The organism is Rhodococcus sp. MS13 (genome assembly GCF_013277835.1).
Classification (GTDB): Bacteria; Actinomycetota; Actinomycetes; order Mycobacteriales; family Mycobacteriaceae; genus Rhodococcus_F; species Rhodococcus_F erythropolis.
Window position 1 is genome coordinate 678602 of the sequence record NZ_VBTL01000004.1, and the last position, 25322, is coordinate 703923.

Consider the following 25322-nt stretch of genomic DNA (forward strand, 5'->3'; position numbering starts at 1 on the left):
GAATGGAGAGAACACCTCATGAAGAAACTCGTTCCCGCTTTCCTGGCCGCGTGCGCTGCCCTGAGCCTCACCGCCTGCAGTAGTGATGCCGGTGCGTCTTCGGACGAACCTGCAGTCGTGATCGAGGTGAAGAACATGGCGTACACACCGGCATCGGTCACCATCGAGAAGGGACAGACCGTCGAATGGAAGTTCGACGACAGCGGACTCCCCCACGACGTGGTCGGCAACGGTGATCTCGACGGGAAACTGAAGAGCGAGTTGCTCACCGAGGGAACCTTCTCGTACACGTTCGACGACGCCGGCACCTTCACCTACCACTGCACGCCCCACCCGATGATGGTGGGCACCGTGATCGTTCAATAGTGAGGAGGTGGATCGTCGGCTTCGGCCTCGCTGTCGCGGCGACGTGTGTCCCAGCTTGCGGCACAGAAGATCCCGTCCCCGACGTGGTGGTCGAGATCAGCAATGTTCAGTTCAGCCCGATGGACGTCACCGTGGAGCACGGCGGCACCGTCGAGTGGCGCTTCGACGACGGTGGACTCCTGCATCACGTGGAATCACCCGGCCTGTTCGACAGCGGTATCACCGGAGACGGAACATTCCGGCACACGTTCGAGAGTGTCGGAGTCTACGAATATTCGTGCTCCGTCCACCCGTACATGATCGGCGTCATCACAGTGCTGTGAAACCTGGCTCATCACTTTTCGCTGCGACTTCGGCTCAACACTTTTCCTGAACCACAAACACTTCGGAGGATCTGATGACTACTGTTCTCTCACACGGCCCACTGCAGACCGATGTCCCTGACATCCGGCCGACCCTTCAAGGCTCGGTCGGCACCGCGACCCGTGTCAGCCTCGTCGCGGCGGGCGCTGCTGCGGGTGCCGGCCTCGCACTCGTGGCCACGCCATCTGCGACAACAGCTTTGACCACAGCTGTTATCGGCGCCGGACTGGTTACGTCGCTGGCTGCGAACTGGTCGACCTGCGGAATGTCTGTCGCCGGAGTTGTTGCCGCGCCGAAGCAGGTAGATCGGAAGGGATCCTCGACCCCCGTCCGCCGACTCGGCTGGCACGCTCTGGGTTCGGTCACGACGGGAGCCGTCACCGGGGCATTGATCGGCGCTCTCGGTGCGGCGATGTCCGGGTACGTCCCGATCGGCTGGGCGCTGGGCGTCTGGGCCGTCATCGCGGTTGCGTACGGGCTGCACGAGTTGGGTGCGGTGAGGATGCCGACTCCGATGCGGCGCCAACAGCTTCCGCGCCATCTGCGCCGCACAATGGCGCCCTGGAAGGTCTCGCTGATCTTCGGCGCGATCATCGGTCCGGGATTTCTGATCTTCATCCGCTCGAGTGCGTACTACCTCCTGGCACTCGGCGTCATGGCTTCGGGTTCACCGGCTCTCGGGGCGGCGCTGTTCACGGTCGTATCCCTTGGCCGCTGCATGCCCAGCCTCGCGGCAATCGTGCACACCAAGCGTGGTGGGTCGATGCCGGGATTCCTCTCGATCATGTGCGTCGTGGACCGTCGCGTGCAGAGCGTCACCGGCGCGGCATTGATCGCACTGGGAGCATTCGCCGCCGCAGCACTGATCTGACTGTCGAGCTAGCACCCTTCACCTCGAGTGAACACACGCTCCGACTCTCCGGAGCGTGTGTTCACTCGACAGAAACCGTGCGCACTCACCCCGCGTCAGGGAATCGACAGCGCCACCTGGACCGAGTCCTCCGACGGCGACGTCACCTTTGCGTCCCGACTCCAGAGCATGTCCAGCGCTGCCTTGGGCTTGGCAAGAACCCACTCCCGCGCGGCGTTCTTGATCAGCGTCGGAGTTGCGCACCCGCAATCGCTGTTCACACCGTCTGCGTCGATGCCGACGTCTCGGCACAACGCAACAGCGCGGGGCACGTGATACCCCTGAGTGACGATCAACGCCTTGGCTACCCCATACGTATGTATGGCCCGAAAGCAGGTGTCATAGGTGTCGAGGCCGTACGGATCCCCCACGATGCGACGCTCATCTATTCCCTGCTCCACCAGGTAGTTCGTCATCGCCGCGATCTCGTCACCCGAGCCGCCGTTCGCGTCGCCGGAGACCAGGACCGCTTTAGCCTTTCCCGCTTCCACCAGTTCGACTGCTGCGTCCAGCCGCCCTTTCAGGAAAGCCATCGGCTTACCGTCCTTGATCTGCGCGCCCAGCACGATCACAACCGGAGCGTCGGGAGCATCGGCGGCGTCTGACGTATGTCCGGCCGACGCCACGGAGATCCACACGATCGAGCCCGCGTAGACAACTGCTCCGAGCACCGCAATGCCTGCGACCCAACGAGGCCACCTGCGCTTGCGCGGCGGTTTCACTGGATCTGCAGCAGCTTCGTCCATTCGTCGATCAAACCACACGGTTTGCTCATGGCTCGAGTGCTCGGTCGATCCTCCATCCCTCCGCGCCACTGCGCTCGGCCCACAGACCCGAGTACTTTCCACCTCGCGCGATCAGGTCCTCGTGGGAACCGACCTCCTCCACCCCTCCGGCTTCGAGGTAGACGATGCGATCTGCTCCCTGAATAGTCGACAGGCGATGAGCGATGATCACCACCGTTCGACCACGGGCCAATCGGTGAATTGCCTCGGTGATGGCGACTTCGTTCTCTCCGTCGAGGGCGGAAGTCGCTTCATCGAGAAGAACAATCGGAGTGTCCTTGAGGAATGCCCGCGCAATCGAGACCCGCTGACGTTCACCGCCGGACAGCAGTGATCCGCCTTCACCTACCCTGGTCTCCTCACCGCTCGGCAAACGGTCGATCACTTCGCCTAGCCTGGAATCCACCACTGCTTGACGGACCTCCGAGTCGGTGGCATCCGGTCTCGCCAACCGAACGTTCTCCAGGATGGTTCCGTCGAACAGGTAAACCTGCTGTGAGACAGTCGATATCCGAGACATCAATGCTCTCGTTCCGATGTCGCGAACATCGGCTCCCCCGATGGATACCGCACCTTCGTCGACGTCCCAGAATCTGGAGATCAGCCGAACCAGAGTTGTCTTTCCGGAACCGGAAGGACCGACCAGAGCAGTGACCGAGCAGTCCGGGAATTCGAGGCTCACGTTACGAATCACGCGATCCGGGCCGTAGCCGAAGGAGACCGAATCGAACCGAATATCATACGAGGTAGGCTCTTTCGGCACCTCAGGCTCCGCCAGCACCGGTACATCGATCATCTCTCGGACAGATCCGAGCGACACCCCGGCCAGTGAGATACCTTCACCGAATCCTGCAAGCATTTGCATCGGCTCCACGAACCTCACGGCCAACACGAGAACAACGATCACGCTTGCTGTGTCGATGGACCCGGTGGTGACCAGCAGTGCCGCCAGAACCAGGACGGTGAGAAAGGCAACCTGAACGACGATCATGAAGCGCAGCAGATACTTGTCGACCGATCCGATTTCCTGCAGGTGTGCGTACCGGTTGGACACAAGAGCTTCGTCCAACCGAGTCCAGCCTTCGCCACTCTTACCGGCCGAACGTAGAACTTGCTGCGCCTGTGCATATTCGACGACGCGCGATGCCAACTCGGATTCGCTCTTGCCGATCGCCTCGTATTCGGGAACAACCGCCCGTTGCACGTTGCGGTAAGCCCGAATCCCCAGTGGAACGAAGACGACCATCGCGAGAGACAGTCGCCAGTCCACAAACAAGACAGCGATCGCCACTGTCGCTGGAGTCACCGTGACGGTGACGAGTTGCGCGATGATCATTCCCGGGATGCTCATCAAGATAGCCGTGCCCTCGGTGACCAGGCGAGTGAACGCTCCACGGTTTGCCTTGCTGAACCACCCGAGCGGAACCTGCACCAAGTGCTCACCGAGGCGATGCATGATTCCACCGGCAAAACCCTCGATTCCGATGCGGTACGCCCGATTCTCGGCGATCCACCGTACGGCGCCACAGGCCACCGCCACGAGAGCAGCCGTGACAACCCACGGAACTGCGGCGTCGTAATCGCCGCGAACCACCGCTTTCAGGATCGGAATCATCAGTGCAAAGACGACACCCTCGAGTATCCCGGCGAGCGTGAAACCTGCTATCTGACCTCGCATCCCATTGTCGCGCCCGAGGATTTCGTCCAGGTCTCGAATCATTGCAGCGCCTTTCGCGGAGATATGTCTTCGACGAGAGGGTTCTGGAGCGCCCACATCCGCGCGTAGGTTCCGCCGAGCGCCGACAACTGTTCGTGCGTACCTTTTTCCACGATCCGTCCGGCGTCGAGAACGAGTATCTGATCGGCGTATCGGACGGTGTGCAGTCGATGAGCGATCACCATCAGGGTGCCGCCGTCTGCACTGATCTCGCCCAGTGCGCGTTGAACGGCCGATTCACTGTGGGGATCGGCCTGCGAAGTCGCCTCGTCCAGGATGACGATCGGCGGGTTCTGAAGGATGGCGCGGGCGATCGTCAGGCGTTGCTTCTCCCCACCCGACAGCTCACCGCCCGAACCACCACCGATCTCGGTGTCATACCCGTCCGGCAGTCGCATGATCACGTCGTGAATCTGCGCCCGCCTCGCCGCTGTCTCCACTTCCAGATCCGTTGCATCCGGTCGACCGAGCCGAATATTCTCGCGCACGCTGTCCCGCAGGAGCACGACATCCTGGAAGACGATGGCCATCGATTTCAAGACTTCACGACTGGACTGATCTCGTAAATCGCTTCCGCCCAGTCGAATAGACCCGTCCGTGACGTCCCAGAACCGCGGAAGTAGACGCGCCAAAGTGGTCTTTCCGGAGCCGGAGGGGCCAACGATCGCGGTCACGGTGCCCGGTTGCATCTCGAAGGAGATGTTCTCGAGGACGCGCTGCCCAGTGGTGTATTCGAAGCCGACGCTGTCGAATTCGATCAAAGTGCTGCGAGCAGGCAATGCATCCTGAGGTTCGGCCAGCTCTGGTTCGCCGAGGATGCTCTCGACGTGAGTCGCTCCCAGTTGGCCTTCGCGGTAGAGGTTGGCCATCGTTCCCATGTGCAGAACCGACGACGGAACACCGATTCCGACGACCAGAAAGGCAACAAGAGCTACCGGGGTAATCCAACCCCCGGACAACATTGCGGTTCCCGTCGCCGTGATGACCACGATGAGTACCGCCGGTGAGAGGAGGATCGACATCGCGACCACCGGCCTTCCCATCCCCGACATCCATCGCACGCACACCGCAACCATCGAATCGACAGCGCTCGAGTAGCGCGCGAATGCGCGACTCCCACTCCCGTACGTCTTGACGACCTCGATACCGTCGCCCAGTTCTACTGTCGCAGAAGTCAATGTCGACATTGCAAGATTCCAGGAGTCGACGTTCGTTCGATAGGCTCTGCGCATCGACGGCGCGGCAAGAGCGAGACACACTCCGATGTAGCCGACCAAGATCAGGCTGAACTTCCAGTCCATCGCCACTAGATAGATCAGGGCCACTATCGGCGACAGGATCGCGGGTACCACGTCGGCGGGAAGGTGAGCGACGAGAAGATGCATCCGCTTCACGTCGTCGGTCATCGCCTGCTTCACTTCACCGGTGCCACCATTTGCAAACCACCCCAGAGGAACTCGGGACAGATGCCGAGCGATACGCGAGCGGATCGAGTATTTGAAATGCGCGTCGGCGGTGTGGCACACGGTCAGCGCTGCGTTGTAGACGACAAACCCGAGAATTGTGCCCGCTGCACCGATTGCGGCCCACAGCCAGACCAGGTTCAACGACGAGTCGGTCAGGAGCACCCGCGCGATCTCGACCACCGAAACGTAGGGCAGGAATCGTAGCGGCACCGACAGCGCCGACAAACCCGCACCCAGGAGCAGGCGATTTCTCACGGGAGCGATCATGCGGCCCAAAGCGTCTCGGTCGACCAGACCAGGCGAGTCTTCGAAGGCCACAGTCTCCTTCACTGTCATCGAGTTCACTGTCATCGAGTTACTCACTCTTCGACGATGATCGTGCCGGTCATGTTCGGATGTGGTGTGCACGTGTAGGTGAACGTTCCGGCTTTGTCGAAGGTCTGACTGTAGGTTCCGCTTCCTTGGAGATCGCTCTTGATCCCCAGCTCGGCGAACACGACATCGTGCGGCATTCCCTGGTCCTCGAAAATCCACGTGACCGTCTGTCCTGTGTGCACAGTGACGGAGTTCGGTGAGTACGCAAGGTTCTTCACCGAGATCTCGACCGGCGCTTGCTCGGTGGAACCCTGTGATTCACCTCCGCACGACGTCAGCGTGAACACCGCTGCAACAGCGATCAATGTGGTCAACCCGGTGCGAACTGACATTCTGCTCTCCTCATCGAACGTAGTGGAGGTCGGCAGTCATCCCGGCCTCGAAGTGGTACGCGTTGTGACAGTGGAACATCCACCGTCCTGGATTGTCGGCGTCGAAGTCGATCGCCAATTGTGCACGCGGAAGTACGATCACGGTGTCTCGGCGAAGCCCGCCGTACGAGGGAACCGAGAAGGTGTGCCCGTGGGTGTGCATCGGATGCCACATATCGGTGTTGTTGTTCATGACGATTCGTATTCGCTCGCCCTGCTTCATGATCAACCGACCCACATCGGTGCCCGCCATTCCCCAGACGTATCGATCCCCGGCCTGGATGAGATCAACCGAATACTCACGATCCGGTACCCGCTGTTCCCACGCGCCCGACGGTCGAAGCGTCGGTTCCAGAACGAGTCGGCCGCCGGACCCTGACAGCACTGCAGGAGAAGTCAGGTCGACGCTCGCTACCGAATCCGGTGTCCGAAGCAGGCACGCGGCGCCACCTGGCTTCCCTTCCACCTTCGCGGCGATAGGCCACGAACCGGACTGCACCGTCACCAATACGTCGTATCGCTGCGCGGGTGCGATCAGAATCTCGTCTCCGGCTGTGTAGGCGATGTCCTGCCCGTCAGCACTGACAACGGTCAACTCGTGCCCGGCGACAGAGAAACGGTACGGAGTCTCCGCCCCGGCATTGATCACCCGCAATCGAAGCCGTGTTCCGGCCGCTGCACTGACGACGAAGGGATCTTCCACAGGCCGTCCGTTGATCAGGTGCAGTGGATACGTGATGTGCGTTGCCATTCCACCGAGCGCCTCGGAATTACCGTGACCGCTGGCGAGAAGTTCTGCGGCAGAATCAATCTCTGCATCATCGACTTCCGGTGGAGCTCCGCCGTTCCCGTGGTGTCCTCCCTGCACGTCCGGTGACAAAGCGCGAAGCACTCCATCCGGGGTTGTTCCCAGCCCGTCGAGCCAGTCGTCGATCACGATGACGACGTCCTCGTCGGCTCCGGTCCGGTCGTTCGGGTCCTCGACCACTAGTGCACCGAATAGCCCTCGATCGGCCTGCAATCCTGAATGGGAGTGGTACCAATATGTTCCGTGATCCGGGGCCACGAAGTCGTAGGTGAACTCGGTACCTGGTCGGATTCGTTCCTGGGTGACCGGTGGGACACCGTCCATGTCGTTGCGGATCGCAATGCCGTGCCAGTGCACCGAGGTCTCCGTCGGAAGGTCGTTCTGCAACCGAACGTTGAGCCGGTCTCCCTTGGAGATTCGAATCTCCGGACCCACCGCTTCTGCACCGTACGACCATGTGTCCACCCCTCTGGCGCCCAGACTCACCCGAGCGGGTGCAGCTGTCAGATTCCGTTGGACTGTGTGCCCGCTACGAATTCTCGCCTGTTCGGCAGCACGTACTTCGTCGTCGAACGGTGAAATCTCAGAACTGGTTTCGTTCGCCGAGCCACGGCTGCACGCACTTAGTGCCACAGAACCCAAAGCCGCAGAACCCACAGCCGCAGAGCCGAGAGTCACCGCTCCCCATCGCAGAGCCAGGCGCCGACTCAACGCACTCGAACTCATGCCGTCAGCGCCGTGAATTCCTGATAGCGCGTCGCGGCAACAGCTTCGGTTCCGGTGCCGGTCAGATTGCCGGCAGCCATGGCATCCATGTCCTCGATCATCCAGAAAGTGGCGAAGGGATGAGTGGCGAGCCACATGTCTCCGTTGACCTTGGCCACTCGGTTCTCCTGCACCGCTGAAAGACTCGAGAACCCGGGAACACCGGCAACCTTGCCGAACTCGTACACGCCCTCGTCGAACACGGCTACGATCCGAGCATCCTGCGCCGGGATCGCCTCGTCGGACAGGGGCGCATACGGCAGTCCTCCAGCGGCATTCGCTCGCTGGGATTCCGGACGCCCGAAGCCGCTCTCCGCCAACAGCAACGACGGCGGCGCCTGCTCGGTGGTAGTGGCAAGGATTCCAGAACTGCTCATCAACACCGACACGGTGTTCGCTTCACCACCGGACCGAGCAGAGACGTCAGCGATCTTGCCTTCCAAAGCGACAGTCAACTTGTCGGCAACCGACTGACGATCAAAAGCGCGTCCGAAGAAGGCAAGATTCTCACGCCACGGAGTTGTGACGGCCGGGACCGGCACTGTGGGGACGGTCGACGCAAGGGAGTCGTAGTAGCTCCGATCGCCCATCGACGTGAAGATGACCAGTCCAGGATCCTGGGCGAGGACCTGCTCGATCGGGGGTGCACCGAGCGGCGGCACCGTGACCACCTCGGTACCCGCTGACGCCAAGATGTCCTGGCCGATCTCCGATCCCCACGACGTGAAGACCACGTCAGGGGTGATGCCGACGGCAAGGAGACCGAGTGCGGCGTATTCGTCGAGGGAAACAATTCGCCCGAGGTCGCCCGGAACCGACGTCTCACCGAATTCGTGGGACACAACACGCGTTCCCTCGGCAGGTTCCGTCGTCGGTCCCGCCTCACTCGAGCTACAGGCGGCCGCAGTCAGGGCAACGACACTGACCAGCAGCGAAGCACCCAGCCTCGATAGGTAACCGGGTCGCGTTTTCAACTTCATGGTGTCCTTCAGCTTCGAATAATCGGGGGTTCGCTACAAATCGGAGCACCGCTCGGATTTGGCAAGTAAACCTCACCTAAGTTCATCCGTCAATCGGTTGCGTCGACTACGCGACCCGATCCGACGCCGCTAAGCTCGGTCGGACCATGACTGCGCCATCACCTGACAAGAAGTCCGCCGCGAAATCACAGCGCCGCCGGAGTTACAACACCGGGATCACTGCGGACGCCGTGCTGACCGTGGCGCTCGGGCTCAGTCGCGAGCACGGAGTCGAGGGCTGGTCGCTGCGGCAGCTGCTCAGCGAACTCGATACGTCGTTCTCCGTCGTCTATCGACTCGTCGGAGATCGGGACGCACTCTCGGCTGCGGTGGTCGACAGTGCGGTGTCGGCCGTGAACGTGCCATCCGCACAAGAAGATTGGCGTCAATGGCTGACGCATCTGCTCTTGCAGATGCGAGAGGCCTTGATCGAGTGTCCAGGCGCGGCACAGTGGCTGCTGATGAACGGAGTTGCCACCCAGCGCAGCCGGGAACTCATGGAGGCCGGATTGGCTTCACTGACCGCCGCCGGGTTCGGGGAAGAAGCCGCTCAGGCTTACACCGTCGCCTTCACTTCGACAACCACACTGATTGCCATGAACGACGCCAGGCGCATTCCCAGCGGACAGCCTTCACCCGATCACAGCGCGATGCTGGAACGCCTGAGCAACGACGGACCCTCAGATCCCCGTTCATCGATGGAGACACTGATCGGGAAATTTGCCGGTCCACCGGATGCTGCGGAAGCAACACGGGCAGAACACTATCGCTACACACTCGACCGTGTCCTCGACGGTCTAGAGGCGCGGCTGGACGCAATCAAAGAGTCACAGAAATGACCGCGGGGTCGCTGTCGCACTTGTGCGACAGCGACCCCGCGGATGATCTGGATTCTCGGTATGCCTAGCGGAACAGGTTCGCGACGAACGGAATCGTGTCGGCCTGCGATTCGACCAAAGCGCCGCTGTGATCGGTGTTGTAGGTCTTGAACGTGACCGGTTCACCGTTGGCGACCAACGCTGCAACCAGCGAAAGTGCAGACGGTGCAGGGACATCCACGTCAAGCAGGCCCTGGCCGATAAAGATAGGGCGGTCGTATCCACTGGTCGGTACACCCATGTAATCGTTCAGCAGACCCTGGAAGTTCGGGATCTGACTGAGCGGGCGGGAGAAGATGTCACCGAGGACCAGATCCTTGGATGCCTCGTCCAGGTCTGCGGCGCAGAGCTTTTCGGCCGAGTCGACCTTTTCCCTTCCCAAGTCGTTCAGGTAGGAATTCAAGTCGATCTCGGGGTGCGCTTCCCGCAAGCCCGCGAGGATGTAGAGCGCGTACGACGTCAACCCGCCGCCGAGGGCGATGGGAGGGAAGCCCGGACCGGCAGGCAGGAGGGTCAACTCGATGTTGGCCGGCACTCCGGTACCCACGCCACCGCGGTAGTCGAGCGAATCCCCTCCGTACTCGGTTGCGTAGCGGGCCGTCGTGATGGCCGCACCGCCGCCCTGCGACTGTCCGACCACTGCCCAACGATTCGAGATGGAGGAGTCGATGACCCGGGCCGCCTTGACCGAGTCGACTACGCTGTGCGCCTCCACCTTTCCGTCGAGGTACGGCATCAGCCCTGGTGTACCCAGACCGACGTAGTCGGTGGCGACGACGGCGTAGCCCTCCGAGAGCCAGCGCCCCAGGTACGGGTAGTCACGTTCGGGCAGGCCGGGACCGACCAGCGAAGGGGCACAGGAATCGTCGAGTCCGGTGGTGCCGTGCGCCCAGGCGATGACGGGCCAACCACCTTCCGGTGCCGGGCCGGCCGGGACGTAGTACGCGCCACTGCTCAGCGCGGGCCCGCCGTCGGAACCGATGGTCCAGTACGTGAATCGCTTGGCGTCGGCGGTACCCGGAATCCACAGATCCTTCGGTAGCGGCTCACTCGACACCACAGTGCCGGTGGCTTGCGACGCGCTCGGCGCCTGCGCGGACGCGATGGGCGCAGCAACGGCGGAGCCGATCGTTGCAGCACAGAGGGCTGCGATGGATATGCGGGCAAACGACTTCGACTGGAATTTCACGTCTGACGACTCCGGTTCGTGCGGTGGGCGACCTCGTTGGACGTTATCGTAGATTTTGTTTAACCGATCGGTCAAGCAAAATCTTGCAGCTTTGCGACACGTACATGTCGAGATCCCGGCCCCGACTCCGACTCAGTATCGAACCGGCACGAAGAAACAGTAGGAGGATGTGTCCATGGCACACGTACAGCGTTTCGACCACATCGGCATCACCGTCGCGGACCTCGAATCAGCGACGGCGTTCTTCGTCGTTCTGGGTCTCGAGGTGGAGGGCACCGGATCCGTGGAGGGCGAGTTCGTGGAAACCGTCTGCGGTATCCCTGGAGCCAAGTGTGAAATCGCCATGCTGCGCCCGCCGGGCGAAGGGTCACGGCTCGAGCTCTCGTCCTTCGTCACGCCCGACCACGTACCCGGATCGCCTGCTCCGATGGCCAACGAGATCGGTCTGCGCAACGTGTCTTTCGAGGTGGGCGATCTCCAGGCGGCGGTCGACGCGGTGGCAGCGGACGGTTACGGGCTCATCGGCGGGATCGGCGAGTACGAGAACAGCGTGCGCATGGCCTACGTGCGTGGGCCGGAAGGGATCATCGTGTCCCTGTTCGAGCAGATCGCCTGAAGCGTCACGGCAATCGGACCGTCAGATCGCCTTCCACGAGCTGACCAGAGCGCCCATCGCGGCCGCGAATTCGGCAAACGCCGCGTCGATTCTGACGCGGTCACCGGTCGTCACGAGATCGAGCGTCAACCCCCGAATCTGCGCCAACACGATCGTCGCGTAGCGATCAGCGCGATCGGGCGGACATCCATGCGCGAGCGCAGCTTCCGTCAAACCACCCAACCAGTCCCCCACCACATGATCGAGAAACTCGCGATACCGCTCCGGATGCAACAACGCCTGTCCGTATATCTCGAACATCAACCGAAAGCTCGGCAACGATTCCGCTGATGTGCGCCTATTCCAGTAACTCGTCAACATCTCGACGATGTCGGTCCCGGAAGAGATGTCGAGAGAAGAGCTGTCTCGCAGGGTGGCGACTACTTCAGTGAGTAGTTGTTCCTTCGAACCGAAATGGTGGATGAGTGTCGCATGGCTGATCCCCAGGTCCTTGGCCAACGGCCGCATGGACAGTTCACCGACGCCGTTCGCCGTGACATACGCGGTTACCTGCGCGAGCAATTCGGCACGGCGATGCTGGTAACGCAGTTTCCGGCCGTCGATCGGCGTGCTGTCCTCCACCTGCAGGAGCCTACGCAGTACCGGAAGCACAGCAGTAACGGTTACACGGTGACGTGGTGGCGATCCGATCGACTGATCGTGACAGCGGCGACGACGATACCGATCACCACGCCGATGAGAGTGTCCGCGACGCGAGCCACTGCCGCTTCGGTCCCGATCGGAGCACTGAAACCGATGAGAAGCAGTGCCATCGGAGTGACGGCGAGTGACGTCAGCGCATAGTTCTTGATGACGAGCAGCTCCGCAGCAGTCTGCAGAATCACGATCACGGCAACGGCTTGCCAGTAGCCGAGTGTCAAAGCGATGAGCCCAGCGGCCACGACGGCGCCACCGACATTTCCCACCAACCGCTGAATCCCGCGCTGGACGGTCTGCTTGTAGTTCAGTCCCTGCATCGCGGCGATGGCACCCATCGACGCCCACAGCGGATGCTCCAACCCGGCTCCTGCCGCGAGCCAACCGGCCAGAGCCGAGGCCGCCACAATGCGGAGAGCATTCATCCGCACCGGGCGCGAATACAGTCGGCGCAATCCTTCGAGAAAATAGCCCTCGGGGGCGGCAAGCGTGGGCGCCGGCGCGAGGTCGTGTTCGATCATGCTGGAGCGCTTGAGCTTCCGAAGCTCCTTCTCGTGCTGAGCAATACTCCGGATCAAAGTCGCGTCGCCGTGCAACTGCCATTGCTGTACTGCCGCTTCTGCTTCGTCGAGCACCGCGACCAGTTCGCGTCCGTGATCGACGGTCGACTTGATCCGACCGCTCGACGCAATGACCAAGCGGGCGTTGGCAATCGATCCGAGCGCCGGTTCCACTGCGTCTGTGCCGGACTGTTCGAGACGCCCCACCGCGGAGACTGCACGAGCAACTGCCAGACGGGCAGGCCCCATCGGCAGTACGAGCGCTGGGAGCATCGCGGCCACCCAACCGACCACAACTCCGAGCGCACCGGCAGTCACCAGCCTCGCCAGATCATCGACACTGGAGGCATATCCGGCTGCACCGGTCGCCGCGAAGACGAGGATGACGGGCCCTGGTCCGGTGATCCGGAAGCCCGACATGAAGCAGTACGACGCACCGGCCAGCAACGACAGGATGCCGATCTGCAACCACATCGGAACGCCCACAACACCCATTGCGCTGCCGAAAGCGATGGACACCACCAATGCGGCACCGACCATCGCCAGCTTGCCCGCCAACCGGGGATACGGCTCGTACCTACCGAACGCGGCGCACAGCGCGCCCAAGGCCGCGAAGCCGGCCAACTCCCGATGCCCGAGCAGTCCGCCGACCACGAGGACTACGGCGGTGGCGAGCCCGACCCTGATCGCGGGGGCGATGGTCGCGTCGGCGGATCCGACGCGAAAAGCCGCTCGCCACGTCGCCCCGGAGACCGTATGTGCAATGGCCTCACTCGAATGAGTGAGACGGCTGGGCGTCCTGGCTGCGGTTTCGGTTCGGGTCACCGACTCAGCATACATTTATTTCACCAGTAAATTACTTGTGAAGTAATGTGAATTCTGTCGCTAAGATGGGGCCATGGGTGCGACTGACAGATCCGAAGACGACTTCATCGACAAAGTCCGTCGCGAATGGAAGCGCGCCTACCCGGAGTTCGACACCGCCCCCGTCGAAGTGATGGGCCGGATCGCCCGCATCAACGCTCAGTCTCTTCACCAGCTCGACCGCGCCCTGGCGTCCAGCGGGGTCTCTCGCGCCGAATTCGACGTGATGAGTGCACTCGCTCGCAGTGACCGCCCCCTGCGAGCGAGCGAAGTCACCGCCGTCACGATGGTCAGCGGCGCCGCCACCACAAAACACGCAGACCGTCTGGCCAAGCTGGGCTTTGTCGAGCGTCAGCGTTTCGAACACGACGGACGGGTGGTTCTGCTTCAACTCACCGATGCCGGTCGCGCATTGGTCGAGGCAGAGTTTCCCCGACGCGTCGAGCGAGACCGTCAAGTACTGACCGGACTCGACGAGGACGAACGCGCCCAGTTGACGGCACTGCTCAAACGAATCTCACGCAACATCGACTCTGGAATCTGGGACTGACCTACTTCGGCAGCGGTACGTTCTGCAATCGCACCTGACCGCGAGCCACCTCTTTGCCCGATTCCGGATCGGTGATGACCACCGACCACAACTGCTGAACGCGTCCCTGCTGAATCGGCACAGCCACGACGTCCACGCGCCCACCCGTACGCGCCCGCAGGAAATCCGTTCCGTTGTGGACGCCGACGGCGAATTCGCCACGATCCGCCACTGCAGTGCTGGCTCCGATACTCGCGGCCGACTCGACGGCGGTCGTGTAGACACCGCCGTGAACTACACCCCACGGAGTGTGATGCGCCTCGGACAGATCGATGTGCCCGACGACCTTCGTGCCGGACACCTCGTCCAGTTGCAATCCGGCAGCGCTGACAAATCCGCTTGCTGCCTCGAGATTTAATTCCGTCATGACGACCCCTCATCTGCTCCGTTGGATTTCTCGACCTACCTTCCGCCCTCGAATACATACCGTCAAGTGCTAAGTTGGAATTCCCAACTAACTTTTCCAACTAACAGGGGCCCCAGAGATGACGGCGACAAAAGGACGCAACTGCTCCATCGCCAACGCCTTGGAGGTCGTCGGCGAGAAGTGGTCACTGTTGGTGCTCCGAGAAATCGTCCTCGGGCAACGACGGTTCGACGAGATCGCCGCGGGCACGGGTGCGAGCCGCGACATCCTCGCCGCGCGTCTGCGCACCCTCGTCGAGGCCGACGTCCTCACGAAGCGTCGCTACGAAGACCATCCACCGCGCTACGAATACGTCGCCACCGAATCAGGGAAGGCGCTCTACCCGATCCTGATGGCACTCATGGAATGGGGAGATACCTTTGCGACGACGGGTCCGCCGCCTACCGTCGTCGAGCATCGTTGCGGTGAGATCCTGCACGCCCAAGTTGTGTGCGCACACTGCAAAGAACCGCTGGCCGCCAGAGATGCGCACGTAATCGAACTCTCGCCACCTGCTCGATAGCGTCAGCGTCCGGGCGGAAACCCGCCTGTTGCGATCGGACCCCAGGAGTCGACGGTGACGCGGATCAGGCTCTTACCCTGCTTGCGCATGGCTTCGCGGTACTCGTCCCAGTCGGGATGATCACCGGCGATGGATCGGTAGTAGTCGACCAACGGTTCCACCGAGTCCGGGAGGTCGATCAACTCCGCGGTTCCGTTCACCTGGACGTACGGACCGTTCCACTCGTCGGAGTGGATACACAGAGACACCGCCGGGGTGCGGCGAACATTCGCGGCCTTGGCCCGTTCCGGGTACGTGGAGATGACGATCCGGCCCTCGTCGTCGACTCCGCACGTCACCGGAGAGATCTGCAACTCGCCGGATTTCTTCACCGTGACGAGCGTGGCCCGATGGCGCGGCCTGATGAACTCGAGGAGTTCGGCAAACGAAACACGATCTGCGCTGGCGATCTTGGACATGACCTCAGCCTAATTCGATTTACGAGCTGACGCTCAGGGCATCTCGATGGTCTGAGCACGTGCGATTTCGTCGATTGCACGAATGATGTACGCGCTCTGAGCTTTCTTCACTCCGGTCGACAGACTTCCGATGACCAGAACCGCCGAACGCAGGTACGCGCCGTGCCCGATGCGGAACGAATCGTCCTCCAAATCCGAAATCCCGAGCGCCCCGGTGTAGACCGCAGCGAGCGCCTGCACGTCCAGATCCGGCAGCCACTCGATTGTGGACTTGGCGCAAACAGTGAGCGCATCCTGCACGTCCTCGCTGGACAAGCCGTGCGGATGCGTGTCCTCGAGCAATTCGCGCACGATCGCCGCATGAACCGAGCTGACCTGCTCGAACGAGAGCCCGCGCAGTTCCTCAACAGCCACGAGTAGTCCGTCACGATTTGCCGCCCGCACCGCGGCGAGTGCGTCGGCCGTGGCATCGGCGATGTCACGGGCGACCTTCGGCCAAGGCGTCGGCCAGCTCTGTTCCGGCGTCCGCTGTTCCGGCGTCCGCTGGTCTGGCGTCCGCTGTTCTGGCGTCATCGTGGTATCTCCTCGGTCCTCGCGTTCATGCGGAAGCCTTCCACATCCCACCGACAGGCCAGGCGATCCGTCAGCGCAGCCGCTCCAACAAGGACATTGCGTTGTGCGGCGCAAAGCCTTTCATGTCGTTGTCGAAGTAGACGTACACGTCGAGGCCTTCGTCCATCCAATCCCGAAAGCGCTTGGACCACTTGTCCAGAGCTTCGTCGGTGTACCCACTCGCATACAGTTCCTTGTCCCCGTGCATCCGCACGTAGACAAAATCGGTAGTCGGAGTGGTGATGCGGGGATATCTGCCGGCGGTGTCTGCGACGACAAAACCGATGGAGTGCTCGCGCATCAGGTCCACGGCTTCGTCGGTCTCGAAGCTGGCGTGCCGCGCTTCCACCGCGTAGCGAATCGGCACGTCCCTCTCGGTCTGGGCGAACACTCGGTCTTCGGTGAGTTTGTCGTCGTGCTGTGCTGCCAGATCGGCTGCAGCCTGCGTGGTGCGGGGAAGACCGTCGAAGAAGTCGGTCAACCGCTGCGGTTCGAACTGCAGCGTCGGAGGTAGTTGCCACAGGATCGGTCCGAGTTTGGGGCCGAGGGCGAGTGTTCCGGCGGCGAAGAAGTTGGCGAGTCCGTCACGGGCGTCGAGCAGTCGTTTCATGTGCGTGATGTACCGGCCGCCCTTGATCGCGAACACAAAATCTTCGGGAGTTTCACTGCGCCATTTGGTGTAGCTTTCCGGCTTCTGCAGGGCATAGAACGAGCCATTGATCTCGATCGACGTCAATCTCTCTGCGGCATAAGATAATTCTTTGCGGTGAGCAAGACCTTTCGGATAGAAATCTCCGCGCCACGCGGGATACGTCCACCCGGAGATACCTACCCGAATATCTGCCATCGCTTCAGACTAAGCGGCACTCGAGCGTTTTGACACTCGGTGTTTCAAACTCCGGCACTGAGCGCGACGGATACCGGTACGACGGTCAGGCACACCACCGCACCGACGAACAACGCGATCACGAGGCGACGGTCCCACTTTCCGCGTGCACCACTGGCAGCCAGCATGAAGATCACAAAACCTACACACACGGACACGATAGTCACGATCACCGGAGTTCCAACCATGCCGTGATTGTCCCCTACCCATTGCCACCGAGCGCCCTACGGGTACACGATCGAAGTACCCATCCCGAGCAAGGAGTGGAAATGCCGAAATACCTCTGGCAAGTGACGTACTCACCCTCCGGCGCCGCCGGCCTACAGCAGGAGGGAGGCACTGCGCGGCGCGACGCGATAACCCGAATGGTCGAAAGCATCGGCGGCACAGTCGAATCCTGCCACTTCGCACTGGGCGGTCACGACATGTTCGTCATCGGCAACCTACCGGACGACGTCGCGGCAGCCGCATTGAGCATTCGCACGGCTGCGGCAGGTGCAGCACGCTCGGAGTCGATCACGCTGCTCACGCCGGAGCAGATCGACGAGGCAGTCAAGCGACCGACCGACTACCGCGCGCCGGGCAAATGACGACGGAAGGAATAGATCCCGGCAGCAGCCGAGTTGCACCCGCTGTGACGGAGACTACGAAAACACCTGACCTGGGCACCTACGGAATCTGGCGAGGAGCGGCTGGTTTGCCGCCCGAACTGGGAACAGCGATCGAGAAACTCGGTTTCGGCACCATCTGGATCGGCGGCTCACCACGCGCCGATCTACGGATCGCCGAGAAACTTCTCGACGCGACCGAGCACATCACTGTGGCGACCGGAATCGTCAACATCTGGTCCTCACCTGCGGCCGAGGTGGCGGAGTCCTATCACCGACTCGAAGCCGCGCATCCGGGGCGATTCCTGCTCGGCGTAGGCGTCGGACATCCGGAGGCGACCGGCGACTACACCAAGCCGTACGCCTCGCTCGTGTCGTACCTCGACGAACTCGACGAGGCCCAGGTCCCGGAATCGCGGCGCGTCCTCGCCGCACTGGGACCGAAAGTGTTGAAACTGTCCGCAGATCGCGCTGCCGGCGCGCATCCGTACCTGACCATCCCCGAACACACCGCCGAAGCTCGTGAAATCCTCGGCCCTTCGAAGATTCTTGCCCCCGAGCACAAGGTTGTTCTGGAAACCGATCCGGAGAAGGCCAGAGCAATCGGTCGCCCCGCCGTCGCCAACCCGTATCTGTATCTGCGCAACTACACGAGCAATCTCGAGCGCCTCGGTTTTGCGCCCGAAGAGTTGGCGAACGAAGGAAACGATCGCGTCATCGACGCTCTGGTTGCGCGCGGTACCGCGAAGTCCATCGCGGATCGACTTCGGGAGCATGTCGCGGCAGGTGCCGATCACGTTGCGATCCAAGCACTTCCCGCCGAGGGTGATCCGCTCGCGACCTACGAAGCACTGGCAGCCGAACTCTTCGACTGATCAGACAACCCTTGACTTGGATAAGTTGTGTCCGAGTATACTTGGACACGACTTATCCGAGTAAAGGAGAAAATCGTGAAGATCGTCATTTTCGGAAGCGGACTGATCGGAAGCCAGGTCGCCGCCAAGCTCGCTGACGCCGGGCACGACGTGAAGGCGCTCGGCCGGGCAGACGGGATCGACATCACCACCGGCGCAGGAATCGCCGAAGCAGTCGATGGTGCCGACGTCGTCGTGGATCTGACCAATTCCCCGTCGTGGTCGGACGAAGACGTCTTGGCCTTCTTCCGTGACGGAACCAGCCATATCCTCGCCGCGGAAGAGAAGGCGGGCGTCGGCCACCACCTCATCCTGTCCATCGTCGGCGCCGATCGACTGCCCGATTCCGGGTACATGCGAGCCAAAGTCGCCCAGGAAGACCTGGTCAAAGCCGGCCCGACCCCATACACGATCGTCCGATCGACCCAGTTCTTCGAGTTCGTCGCCGGAATCGCCGACGCCGGAACCACCGACGGCACGGTCCATGCAACACAGGCACATCTGCAGCCCATCGCATCACGGGACGTCGTTTCTCACGTCGCCGAGGTAGTGACCGGTGCGCCGCGTAACGGCACGGTCGAGATCGCCGGGCCCGAACCACTGGGCATCGACGAACTGGTCCGGCGCCTGTTCGTCGTCACCGGCGACAAGCGTTCGGTGATCTCCGATCCCGAGGCCGGGTACTTCGGCGCGAAACTCGACAACTCGGCACTCACCCCGACACCCGGCGTCGACGCATGGATCGCGCCGACAACGTACGACGCGTGGCTTGCCGAGAAGGCCTGACGTCGACCACTCGAGCGACGTCCGGCCAGCATCACGTTCCACCGCGTCGATAGAGTTCAACCATGAAGCTTTCCGGAGGCGTGGAGTGGTCACTCCACTGCTGTGTGGTTCTCAGCCAGGCCGAGGGGCCGGTACCCACAGCCAGACTCGCCGAACTTCACGGGGTGTCGAAGACATACCTGGCGAAGCATCTGCGAGCGCTCGCGCACGCCGGTCTGGTCAATCCGACCGAGGGCCGAGACGGTGGGTACGTCCTCACCCGGGCTCCCGAGAAAATCACCGTTCTCGACGTCGTCCAGGCGGTTGACGGCACTGAACCTGCGTTCCGGTGCACGGAGATTCGACAGCAAGGAATCCTCGCCGCTCCACCGGAGCAATGCCGTTCCGCCTGCGGAATTGCCAAAGTCATGGCCGACGCCGAAAAAGCCTGGCGCGCATCGCTGTCGGGAGTCACGATTGCAGATCTTGCTGCAACCCTGGATCTTCCGGCACTCAGAAAGATCCTGACCACACCGATCGCACCTTAGAGCGGCCCACACCTCACGAGGCATCAATCCATCGTTCAACTATCGGGTACCTTGTTCGGGGATCAAATCTTGACGAAGAATCTTCCGGGAATTTTCGCAAGATCTCGGAGGGGGTTTCATGGGAGTCAGTGGCGCTGCGGGGTTGGGGCAGAACATTCGTCAAACAACTGGACTGTTGCGTCGCTGGTGGTCTCTTGCGTACGACGGTGAATGGTTCCCTCGGTTTCTGGCTGCTCGATCGATGTTGGGGACAGCCAGAGTGGTCGTCACCTTTTGGTGCGCCGTGTTCGTGGCACTCGCCGTACTGGCTCAATTCGTGAAGGGTGGCGCAACCGACCTCCCTGAACGGCTCGCGGCGGGCACAGCATGCATGATCGCGCTCTACTGCATGATTCGCTGGTCACTCGGACGGTCCTGGCCGAGCCACCACCAATCCGTTCGTTTCATTTCGCTCACCAATATCTGCTTGTCCTTGATACTTCTCGCCGGAATCCATTCGAGCTTCCTGGCATTGACCGGCGCCGTTCTGTTCGTGGTCGTCGCGAACTATTCGTCGGTATTCCACAGCCCTCGAATAGTCACGGCACAGATCGTCGGCGCGCTGTTCGTCGTTGCCCTACTGACAATTCGCGCTGTAACCGATCCGGATACCGATTCTTCGCTGTCGGTGTCCACTGGATTCGTCATCGGGTGTGTTATCGCGTCCGCCGCGATGACCGTGCATTTCCTCGTCTTGTACTTGACCGACGATGCACGACACTCTTGGCGCGATCCACTCACCGCTGCTCTGAACCGACGTGGGCTGCACAACGTCTGGCAACAGCTGTTCGGTGTCGGCGAACTCCAAGGACACGTTGTCCTCGCGGTGGTGATCGATGTCGATTCGTTCAAGAGCGTCAACGACAAACTGGGTCACGCAGAAGGTGATCGGATGCTGGTGACAGTCGGTCGGCGTCTGAACTCAGCGGTCGGAGAGGTCGGGCTGGTTGCCCGGACAGGCGGCGACGAGTTCGTGATTCTCATGCCCGTGGAGCCACGTCGCATCGAACAAACCGTGGTGGACATTCACAATTCGATATCGCGGCCCGCCGGTCGGCAGTCGATTTCCGTGAGCGTCGGAGCCAGCGTGTGGCTGTCCTCGACAATCCCGGACGCTTCAGGAACCATCGATCGGATACTTGCCGACGCCGACAACGCGATGTATCGAGCCAAGCGACGGGGTGGAGACCAGGTGGCCTGGGCGGTAACGCATCTGAGCTGATCGACAGGTCTACTTGCCGACCGAACTCAGAGCGCCGCTTCGCTGTCGTTCGCCGGATCCAACTGATCCTGGGTTGCCGCCCAACTCGCCAAGAGTTTGAGTGCGTCAGCCGTGGGCGTCCCCGGCGCCGCGGTGTAGACCAGCAGCGTCAGCCCGGGATTGGACGGCAGTTCCATCGCCTCGAAGTTCAGCTCCAGGTCGCCGACTACGGGGTGACGAACCTTCTTGAATCCCGTCCGATGAAAGCGCACATTGTGCTTCGCCCACCGGGTGCGGAATACCTCACTGCGAGTGGCAAGTTCACCGATGAGCTCGGTCAGCGCCTTGTCATGGGGATTGCGTCCCGCTTCCGAGCGGAGCATCGCGGCGATGTCGTCAGCCGCGCGCTCCCAATCTACGAAGAAGTCCTGCGACGCCGGGTCCAGGTACACGAAGCGGGCGTTGTTCGCCGGCCTACGCGGATCAGCCAAGACTGGCGAATACAACGCGCGCGCCATGCGATTGGCCGCCAGCATGTCGTGCCTGGCATTGCGTACCCACGCCGGCGCGTCGGTGATGGCGTCGAGTATCTGCTGAATCGCCGGGCTCACGCCCTTGGGGGCGGGCCGCTTTCTACTCGGTGCGCCTGCACTGGCGGCCTTCGCGAGGTCGTACAAATGGGCAGTTTCGGCTTCGTCGAGTTGCAGTGCTCGGGAAAGACTTTCGAGCACCGAGTCCGACGCTCCCGCCAAATTTCCGCGTTCCATGCGCACGTAGTAGTCGATGCTCACACCGGCGAGCAGAGCGACTTCCTCACGGCGCAACCCCTTGACGCGACGGTTTCCGCCGTAAGCCGGGAGCCCTGCCTGCTCGGGTGTGATGCGAGCACGACGGGAGCTGAGGAATTCGCGGATCTCGGCTCGGTTGTCCATGCAGTTCACGTTACTCGAGCGGCGAAGACCGAGGGAGGTACTGCCGTTACCTGGAACAACAGACACTCCCGCGCTCGCGAGGCGCCGCGTTGACTGATTGCAGTCGACCGGTTCACGCAGAAACGTCGACTTCCAAGCACGCGACACCAGAAGCAAGAGGGGACACCATGCGAGCAACCATCATGTACGGCGCCGGAGACGTTCGGGTCGAGACCGTGCCCGATCCGGTACTGCAGCAGCCGACGGACGCGATCGTGCGGGTCGTCAGGGCCTGCGTTTGCGGCTCTGACCTGCACCCTTACCACAACATGCCGGCAACACCCGGTGGTTCCCCGATGGGCCACGAATTTGTCGGAGTGGTCGAAGAGACCGGTCGCGAGGTGTCCACGTTGAAGAAGGGCGACTTCGTCATCGCGCCCTTCGCCTGGTCCGACGGGACGTGCGACTTCTGCCGCGAAGGCTTGCAGACGTCCTGCCGCCACGGCGGATTCTGGGCCGGAAACGGGATCGGAGGCGGGCAGGCGGAGGCCATCCGAGTGCCGTTGGCAGACGGCACCCTGGTCAAGGCGCCGGTCGGTGAGGACTCCGAACTCCTACCGTCACTGCTCACGCTCTCCGACGTCTTCGGCACCGGCTATCACGCGGCGGTCAAGGGTGGCGTCAACCAACGCACGACGGTCACGGTCATCGGCGATGGAGCCGTGGGGCTGATGGCAGTGCTCTCCGCCAAACGCCTCGGCGCCGAGCGCATCATCCTCATGGGGCGCCACAAGACCCGCACGGATCTCGGTCTCGAGTTCGGAGCCACCGATGTAGTTGCCGAACGTGGGGACGAGGGCATCGAGAAAGTCCGCGAACTGACCGGAGGCGACGGCACTCATGTCGTCCTCGAAGCGGTAGGTCACATGCCTGCCTACGAGCAGTCACTCGGAGTTGTCCGACCGGGCGGCGTCATCAGCCGAGTCGGAGTACCCCAATACGAAGAAGCTCCAATCGGATTCGGGACGCTCTTCGGACCCAACATCACGCTCACCGGTGGACCGGCTCCGGTGCGCGCGTACATCGAAGAGCTGATGCCGGATGTGCTCGACGGAAAGATCGAGCCGGGCAAGGTCTTCGACCACACCGTCGGGCTCGACGACGTAGCGGAAGGCTATCGAGCCATGGACTCCCGTGAATCGTTGAAGGTCCTCGTCCGCCCGTAATCCACCACTTGCGAACGTCCACCACTTGCGAAGAAGAAGCGCGTGACCCACACTGCCAACCGTCCCGTTGCCGGTCGCATCAATTCCACCGCGATCCTGGCGATCATTCTGATCAGCTATTTCATGATCCTGCTAGACAATTCGATCATCTTCACCGGGCTACCCAGCATCCAAAGCAGCATGGGTTACTCGGCAACCGGACTGTCCTGGGTCCAGGACGCCTACACCCTGGTGTTCGGCGGCCTTCTCCTGCTGGGCGCTCGTCTCGGGGATATCTTCGGCCGTCGTCGCGTATTCGTCTCCGGTCTCGCAATTTTCGCGATTGCGTCGTTTCTCGTCGGGGTCGCGCCGAACGGCTGGTGGCTCATCGCGGCGCGCGCTCTCCAAGGCGTCGGAGCCGCAGTGGTGGCCCCGGCATCGCTGTCACTGCTGACTGCCAGTTTCCCGCCCGGCCCGGAGCGAACGCGCGCTGTTGCCTGGTACGGCGCTGCCGCAGGAATAGGCGCCAGCCTCGGCCTCGTGATCGGCGGCGCCCTTGCCGACTGGGTGTCATGGCGCGCAGGCTTTTTCATCAACGTTCCGATCGGAATCGCGATGATCGCGCTCGCTCCCCGGTTCATTCCGGAAACCGAACCCAACTCCGGACGTTTCGATGTGGCGGGCGCTGTTCTCGCCACACTCGGCATGACCGCACTCGTCTTCGGCACCGTCGACTCGGCCGAAGCGGGGTGGACCTCACCGATCACTGTTGCGACACTGGCGGCCGGGGCGATACTACTGACCTTGCTCTTCCTCAACGAAGCGAGAGCGGAGCAGCCGATCATGCCACTGCGGTTGTTCCGCAGCCGGGAACGATCCGGGGCGTACGCCGCCCGAATGCTCTATCTGGGCGCCATGATCGGATTTTTCTACTTCACGACTCAGCTACTCCAAGGCGTCATGGGCTTCAGCGCGTTCCAAGCTGGCATCGCCTTCTTCCCGATGACGATCGTCAATTTTGCTGTGGCGATGCTGATTCCGCGACTGACACCACGATTCGGAAATTCCGCAATTCTGTCGGTTGGCATTGCCGTCACCCTCGCCGGGATGGCGTGGCTCAGTCTGGTCCATCCCGGTAGCACGTATCTCACTGCGATAGCACTTCCGATGATATTGATCGGCGCCGGGCAGGGGTTGGCTTTCGCTCCGCTGACTTCTGCCGGTATCTCCGGGGTAGAGGCCGAGGATGCCGGTGCCGCATCAGGATTGGTCAACACTGCACACCAACTGGGCAGTGCTCTCGGACTCGGCATCCTCGTCGCAGTTTCCGCGGGCGCCGGAGCCTCTGCCGACGACGCTACAACGGCACTCACCGATCACGTATCAACGGCTCTCACCGCAGGCACCGCCCTGCTGGCCGCTTGTCTCGTCATCGTCCTCGCACTGATCGTCCCGGCTACGAGAACGCGAAGTCCCACAAAGCAATTCGAACAGGAGAAAGGAAGCCGAGATGTCGCACTCGTGGACCGAGGCTGAACTGACCAAGATCGGTGGTGCCGAGGAATTGCAGATCTCCTCTAACCGCCGCGACGGCACCGCAAGGCCGTACGTCACGATTTGGGTCGTCCGTGCCGACAACCAACTGTACGTGCGCTCGGCATACGGAACCGACAACCCGTGGTTCGTCCGAGCAACGGGTTGTGGAAGGGGCCGAATCCGCGCAGGAGGAATTGAGCGGGACGTGGCGTTCGAGTCCGCCGCACCGGATGCGCACTCGGCGATCGACTCCGCCTACCACACCAAGTACGACCGCTACGGCCCGCAGATCGTCGGCTCCGTCACCGGCCGCGCCGCCGCACCCAACACCATTCGACTTGTTCCGCTGACGCAGAACTGAACCGCCCCTTTC

At 62.0% G+C, this 25322-nt stretch carries 30 protein-coding genes; 15 read left to right on the forward strand and 15 right to left on the reverse strand.

Features of this window, described 5'->3' with window-relative positions; all coding sequences use genetic code 11:
• Positions 1-18: 18 nt before the first annotated feature.
• The 3 genes from FEZ59_RS11655 to FEZ59_RS11665 all read left to right on the forward strand — a co-directional run bounded on the left by FEZ59_RS11655 (position 19) and on the right by FEZ59_RS11665 (position 1600).
• Positions 19-366, forward strand: a complete 348-nt coding sequence (locus FEZ59_RS11655; RefSeq protein WP_003940240.1) for a plastocyanin/azurin family copper-binding protein — start codon at positions 19-21, stop codon at positions 364-366.
• Positions 366-689, forward strand: a complete 324-nt coding sequence (locus FEZ59_RS11660) for a cupredoxin domain-containing protein (RefSeq protein WP_019745578.1) — start codon at positions 366-368, stop codon at positions 687-689. Before FEZ59_RS11655 ends, FEZ59_RS11660 begins: the two co-directional genes overlap by 1 nt.
• A 74-nt stretch (positions 690-763) precedes the next feature.
• Entirely contained in the window at positions 764-1600 is an 837-nt protein-coding gene (locus tag FEZ59_RS11665) for a methylamine utilization protein (RefSeq protein ID WP_172932652.1), read from the forward strand.
• A gap of 95 nt (positions 1601-1695) precedes the next feature.
• Here the strand turns inward: FEZ59_RS11665 and FEZ59_RS11670 are convergent, their stop codons facing one another.
• The 6 genes from FEZ59_RS11670 to FEZ59_RS11695 are packed head-to-tail and all read right to left on the reverse strand — an operon-like array spanning position 1696 to position 8768.
• Complete coding sequence (locus FEZ59_RS11670; RefSeq protein WP_172932653.1) at positions 1696-2385, reverse strand: YdcF family protein; 690 nt, start codon at positions 2383-2385, stop codon at positions 1696-1698.
• A gap of 25 nt (positions 2386-2410) precedes the next feature.
• Positions 2411-4144, reverse strand: coding sequence for an ABC transporter ATP-binding protein (locus tag FEZ59_RS11675; protein ID WP_172932654.1), 1734 nt, complete (start codon positions 4142-4144; stop codon positions 2411-2413).
• On the reverse strand, positions 4141-5943 hold the full coding sequence (locus FEZ59_RS11680; protein WP_242459773.1) for an ABC transporter ATP-binding protein: 1803 nt from the start codon (positions 5941-5943) through the stop codon (positions 4141-4143). Before FEZ59_RS11680 ends, FEZ59_RS11675 begins: the two co-directional genes overlap by 4 nt.
• Before the next feature lie 23 nt (positions 5944-5966).
• Complete coding sequence (locus tag FEZ59_RS11685) at positions 5967-6314, reverse strand: plastocyanin/azurin family copper-binding protein (RefSeq protein ID WP_021331818.1); 348 nt, start codon at positions 6312-6314, stop codon at positions 5967-5969.
• A gap of 10 nt (positions 6315-6324) precedes the next feature.
• Positions 6325-7887, reverse strand: a complete 1563-nt coding sequence (locus tag FEZ59_RS11690; RefSeq protein ID WP_172932655.1) for a multicopper oxidase family protein — start codon at positions 7885-7887, stop codon at positions 6325-6327.
• Positions 7884-8768: an ABC transporter substrate-binding protein gene (locus FEZ59_RS11695; RefSeq protein ID WP_225989551.1), complete on the reverse strand. Its 885-nt coding sequence runs from the start codon at positions 8766-8768 to the stop codon at positions 7884-7886. Before FEZ59_RS11695 ends, FEZ59_RS11690 begins: the two co-directional genes overlap by 4 nt.
• Positions 8769-9052: 284 nt before the next feature.
• Between FEZ59_RS11695 and FEZ59_RS11700 the strand changes: the two genes are divergently transcribed.
• Entirely contained in the window at positions 9053-9784 is a 732-nt protein-coding gene (locus FEZ59_RS11700; RefSeq protein WP_019745586.1) for a TetR/AcrR family transcriptional regulator C-terminal domain-containing protein, read from the forward strand.
• Between the two features lie 64 nt (positions 9785-9848).
• On the opposite strand, the gene FEZ59_RS11705 is transcribed toward FEZ59_RS11700, so the two are convergent.
• Entirely contained in the window at positions 9849-11012 is a 1164-nt protein-coding gene (locus FEZ59_RS11705) for a lipase family protein (protein WP_046379404.1), read from the reverse strand.
• Between the two features lie 175 nt (positions 11013-11187).
• Between FEZ59_RS11705 and FEZ59_RS11710 the strand changes: the two genes are divergently transcribed.
• Positions 11188-11628 carry a VOC family protein gene (locus FEZ59_RS11710; RefSeq protein WP_019745587.1) on the forward strand — a complete coding sequence of 147 codons (441 nt, stop codon included), beginning with the start codon at positions 11188-11190 and terminating at the stop codon, positions 11626-11628.
• Positions 11629-11649: 21 nt separating this feature from the next.
• Here FEZ59_RS11710 and FEZ59_RS11715 read toward each other — a convergent pair whose 3' ends face one another.
• A complete protein-coding gene (locus tag FEZ59_RS11715) occupies positions 11650-12249 on the reverse strand; it encodes a TetR family transcriptional regulator (protein WP_172932656.1) in 600 nt (199 codons plus the stop codon).
• A gap of 41 nt (positions 12250-12290) precedes the next feature.
• Positions 12291-13724: an FUSC family protein gene (locus FEZ59_RS11720; protein WP_051636510.1), complete on the reverse strand. Its 1434-nt coding sequence runs from the start codon at positions 13722-13724 to the stop codon at positions 12291-12293.
• Between the two features lie 58 nt (positions 13725-13782).
• Here FEZ59_RS11720 and FEZ59_RS11725 point away from each other — a divergent pair, with 58 nt between their 5' ends.
• Complete coding sequence (locus FEZ59_RS11725) at positions 13783-14298, forward strand: MarR family transcriptional regulator (RefSeq protein ID WP_019745590.1); 516 nt, start codon at positions 13783-13785, stop codon at positions 14296-14298.
• A 1-nt stretch (position 14299) separates the two neighbouring features.
• Here FEZ59_RS11725 and FEZ59_RS11730 read toward each other — a convergent pair whose 3' ends face one another.
• The gene (locus tag FEZ59_RS11730) at positions 14300-14704 is read right to left on the reverse strand and encodes a PaaI family thioesterase (RefSeq protein WP_019745591.1); all 405 of its coding nucleotides are present in this window, start codon (positions 14702-14704) and stop codon (positions 14300-14302) included.
• 118 nt (positions 14705-14822) lie between these two features.
• Between FEZ59_RS11730 and FEZ59_RS11735 the strand changes: the two genes are divergently transcribed.
• Entirely contained in the window at positions 14823-15266 is a 444-nt protein-coding gene (locus tag FEZ59_RS11735) for a helix-turn-helix domain-containing protein (RefSeq protein ID WP_029256411.1), read from the forward strand.
• A gap of 2 nt (positions 15267-15268) precedes the next feature.
• Here FEZ59_RS11735 and FEZ59_RS11740 read toward each other — a convergent pair whose 3' ends face one another.
• From FEZ59_RS11740 to FEZ59_RS11755, 4 genes are all read right to left on the reverse strand, one after another.
• Positions 15269-15724 (reverse strand): PPOX class F420-dependent oxidoreductase, encoded by a 456-nt coding sequence (locus FEZ59_RS11740; protein WP_029256412.1) that lies wholly within the window; start codon positions 15722-15724, stop codon positions 15269-15271.
• 33 nt (positions 15725-15757) lie between these two features.
• Positions 15758-16297, reverse strand: a complete 540-nt coding sequence (locus FEZ59_RS11745) for a hypothetical protein (RefSeq protein WP_172932657.1) — start codon at positions 16295-16297, stop codon at positions 15758-15760.
• A gap of 70 nt (positions 16298-16367) precedes the next feature.
• Positions 16368-17183, reverse strand: coding sequence for a DUF72 domain-containing protein (locus FEZ59_RS11750; protein WP_019745594.1), 816 nt, complete (start codon positions 17181-17183; stop codon positions 16368-16370).
• A gap of 44 nt (positions 17184-17227) precedes the next feature.
• Positions 17228-17410 (reverse strand): hypothetical protein, encoded by a 183-nt coding sequence (locus tag FEZ59_RS11755; protein WP_007729726.1) that lies wholly within the window; start codon positions 17408-17410, stop codon positions 17228-17230.
• 81 nt (positions 17411-17491) lie between these two features.
• Here FEZ59_RS11755 and FEZ59_RS11760 point away from each other — a divergent pair, with 81 nt between their 5' ends.
• The 5 genes from FEZ59_RS11760 to FEZ59_RS11780 all read left to right on the forward strand — a co-directional run bounded on the left by FEZ59_RS11760 (position 17492) and on the right by FEZ59_RS11780 (position 21318).
• Positions 17492-17812, forward strand: coding sequence for a GYD domain-containing protein (locus FEZ59_RS11760; RefSeq protein ID WP_007729728.1), 321 nt, complete (start codon positions 17492-17494; stop codon positions 17810-17812).
• Positions 17813-17856: 44 nt separating this feature from the next.
• Positions 17857-18705 (forward strand): LLM class F420-dependent oxidoreductase, encoded by an 849-nt coding sequence (locus FEZ59_RS11765; protein WP_172932658.1) that lies wholly within the window; start codon positions 17857-17859, stop codon positions 18703-18705.
• Between the two features lie 75 nt (positions 18706-18780).
• A complete protein-coding gene (locus tag FEZ59_RS11770; RefSeq protein ID WP_172932659.1) occupies positions 18781-19530 on the forward strand; it encodes an NAD(P)H-binding protein in 750 nt (249 codons plus the stop codon).
• Positions 19531-19592: 62 nt separating this feature from the next.
• A complete protein-coding gene (locus FEZ59_RS11775; protein WP_020909359.1) occupies positions 19593-20057 on the forward strand; it encodes an Rrf2 family transcriptional regulator in 465 nt (154 codons plus the stop codon).
• 118 nt (positions 20058-20175) lie between these two features.
• The gene (locus tag FEZ59_RS11780) at positions 20176-21318 is read left to right on the forward strand and encodes a GGDEF domain-containing protein (protein ID WP_020909360.1); all 1143 of its coding nucleotides are present in this window, start codon (positions 20176-20178) and stop codon (positions 21316-21318) included.
• Positions 21319-21344: 26 nt separating this feature from the next.
• Here the strand turns inward: FEZ59_RS11780 and FEZ59_RS11785 are convergent, their stop codons facing one another.
• Positions 21345-22229 (reverse strand): helix-turn-helix transcriptional regulator, encoded by an 885-nt coding sequence (locus FEZ59_RS11785; protein WP_007729733.1) that lies wholly within the window; start codon positions 22227-22229, stop codon positions 21345-21347.
• Positions 22230-22396: 167 nt separating this feature from the next.
• Here FEZ59_RS11785 and FEZ59_RS11790 point away from each other — a divergent pair, with 167 nt between their 5' ends.
• The 3 genes from FEZ59_RS11790 to FEZ59_RS11800 are packed head-to-tail and all read left to right on the forward strand — an operon-like array spanning position 22397 to position 25310.
• On the forward strand, positions 22397-23434 hold the full coding sequence (locus FEZ59_RS11790; RefSeq protein ID WP_021345745.1) for a zinc-dependent alcohol dehydrogenase family protein: 1038 nt from the start codon (positions 22397-22399) through the stop codon (positions 23432-23434).
• 42 nt (positions 23435-23476) lie between these two features.
• Positions 23477-24949 carry an MFS transporter gene (locus tag FEZ59_RS11795; protein WP_172932660.1) on the forward strand — a complete coding sequence of 491 codons (1473 nt, stop codon included), beginning with the start codon at positions 23477-23479 and terminating at the stop codon, positions 24947-24949.
• Positions 24924-25310: a DUF2255 family protein gene (locus tag FEZ59_RS11800; protein WP_134998915.1), complete on the forward strand. Its 387-nt coding sequence runs from the start codon at positions 24924-24926 to the stop codon at positions 25308-25310. The genes FEZ59_RS11795 and FEZ59_RS11800 overlap by 26 nt, the downstream gene beginning before the upstream one ends.
• The last annotated feature ends 12 nt before the right edge of the window (positions 25311-25322 follow it).

Coding starts and splice junctions, on each gene's coding strand:
- FEZ59_RS11725 (WP_019745590.1), top strand. CDS start 13,783: ATGGGTGCGACTGACAGATCCGAAGACGACTTCATCGACAAAGTCCGT.
- FEZ59_RS11750 (WP_019745594.1), bottom strand. CDS start 17,183: ATGGCAGATATTCGGGTAGGTATCTCCGGGTGGACGTATCCCGCGTGG.
- FEZ59_RS11680 (WP_242459773.1), bottom strand. CDS start 5,943: ATGACAGTGAAGGAGACTGTGGCCTTCGAAGACTCGCCTGGTCTGGTC.
- FEZ59_RS11790 (WP_021345745.1), top strand. CDS start 22,397: ATGCGAGCAACCATCATGTACGGCGCCGGAGACGTTCGGGTCGAGACC.
- FEZ59_RS11720 (WP_051636510.1), bottom strand. CDS start 13,724: ATGTATGCTGAGTCGGTGACCCGAACCGAAACCGCAGCCAGGACGCCC.
- FEZ59_RS11745 (WP_172932657.1), bottom strand. CDS start 16,297: ATGACGCCAGAACAGCGGACGCCAGACCAGCGGACGCCGGAACAGCGG.
- FEZ59_RS11675 (WP_172932654.1), bottom strand. CDS start 4,144: ATGATTCGAGACCTGGACGAAATCCTCGGGCGCGACAATGGGATGCGA.
- FEZ59_RS11665 (WP_172932652.1), top strand. CDS start 764: ATGACTACTGTTCTCTCACACGGCCCACTGCAGACCGATGTCCCTGAC.
- FEZ59_RS11800 (WP_134998915.1), top strand. CDS start 24,924: ATGTCGCACTCGTGGACCGAGGCTGAACTGACCAAGATCGGTGGTGCC.
- FEZ59_RS11775 (WP_020909359.1), top strand. CDS start 19,593: ATGAAGCTTTCCGGAGGCGTGGAGTGGTCACTCCACTGCTGTGTGGTT.
- FEZ59_RS11710 (WP_019745587.1), top strand. CDS start 11,188: ATGGCACACGTACAGCGTTTCGACCACATCGGCATCACCGTCGCGGAC.
- FEZ59_RS11690 (WP_172932655.1), bottom strand. CDS start 7,887: ATGAGTTCGAGTGCGTTGAGTCGGCGCCTGGCTCTGCGATGGGGAGCG.
- FEZ59_RS11735 (WP_029256411.1), top strand. CDS start 14,823: ATGACGGCGACAAAAGGACGCAACTGCTCCATCGCCAACGCCTTGGAG.
- FEZ59_RS11760 (WP_007729728.1), top strand. CDS start 17,492: ATGCCGAAATACCTCTGGCAAGTGACGTACTCACCCTCCGGCGCCGCC.
- FEZ59_RS11740 (WP_029256412.1), bottom strand. CDS start 15,724: ATGTCCAAGATCGCCAGCGCAGATCGTGTTTCGTTTGCCGAACTCCTC.
- FEZ59_RS11755 (WP_007729726.1), bottom strand. CDS start 17,410: ATGGTTGGAACTCCGGTGATCGTGACTATCGTGTCCGTGTGTGTAGGT.
- FEZ59_RS11780 (WP_020909360.1), top strand. CDS start 20,176: ATGGGAGTCAGTGGCGCTGCGGGGTTGGGGCAGAACATTCGTCAAACA.
- FEZ59_RS11700 (WP_019745586.1), top strand. CDS start 9,053: ATGACTGCGCCATCACCTGACAAGAAGTCCGCCGCGAAATCACAGCGC.
- FEZ59_RS11670 (WP_172932653.1), bottom strand. CDS start 2,385: ATGGACGAAGCTGCTGCAGATCCAGTGAAACCGCCGCGCAAGCGCAGG.
- FEZ59_RS11730 (WP_019745591.1), bottom strand. CDS start 14,704: ATGACGGAATTAAATCTCGAGGCAGCAAGCGGATTTGTCAGCGCTGCC.
- FEZ59_RS11685 (WP_021331818.1), bottom strand. CDS start 6,314: ATGTCAGTTCGCACCGGGTTGACCACATTGATCGCTGTTGCAGCGGTG.
- FEZ59_RS11785 (WP_007729733.1), bottom strand. CDS start 22,229: ATGGACAACCGAGCCGAGATCCGCGAATTCCTCAGCTCCCGTCGTGCT.
- FEZ59_RS11655 (WP_003940240.1), top strand. CDS start 19: ATGAAGAAACTCGTTCCCGCTTTCCTGGCCGCGTGCGCTGCCCTGAGC.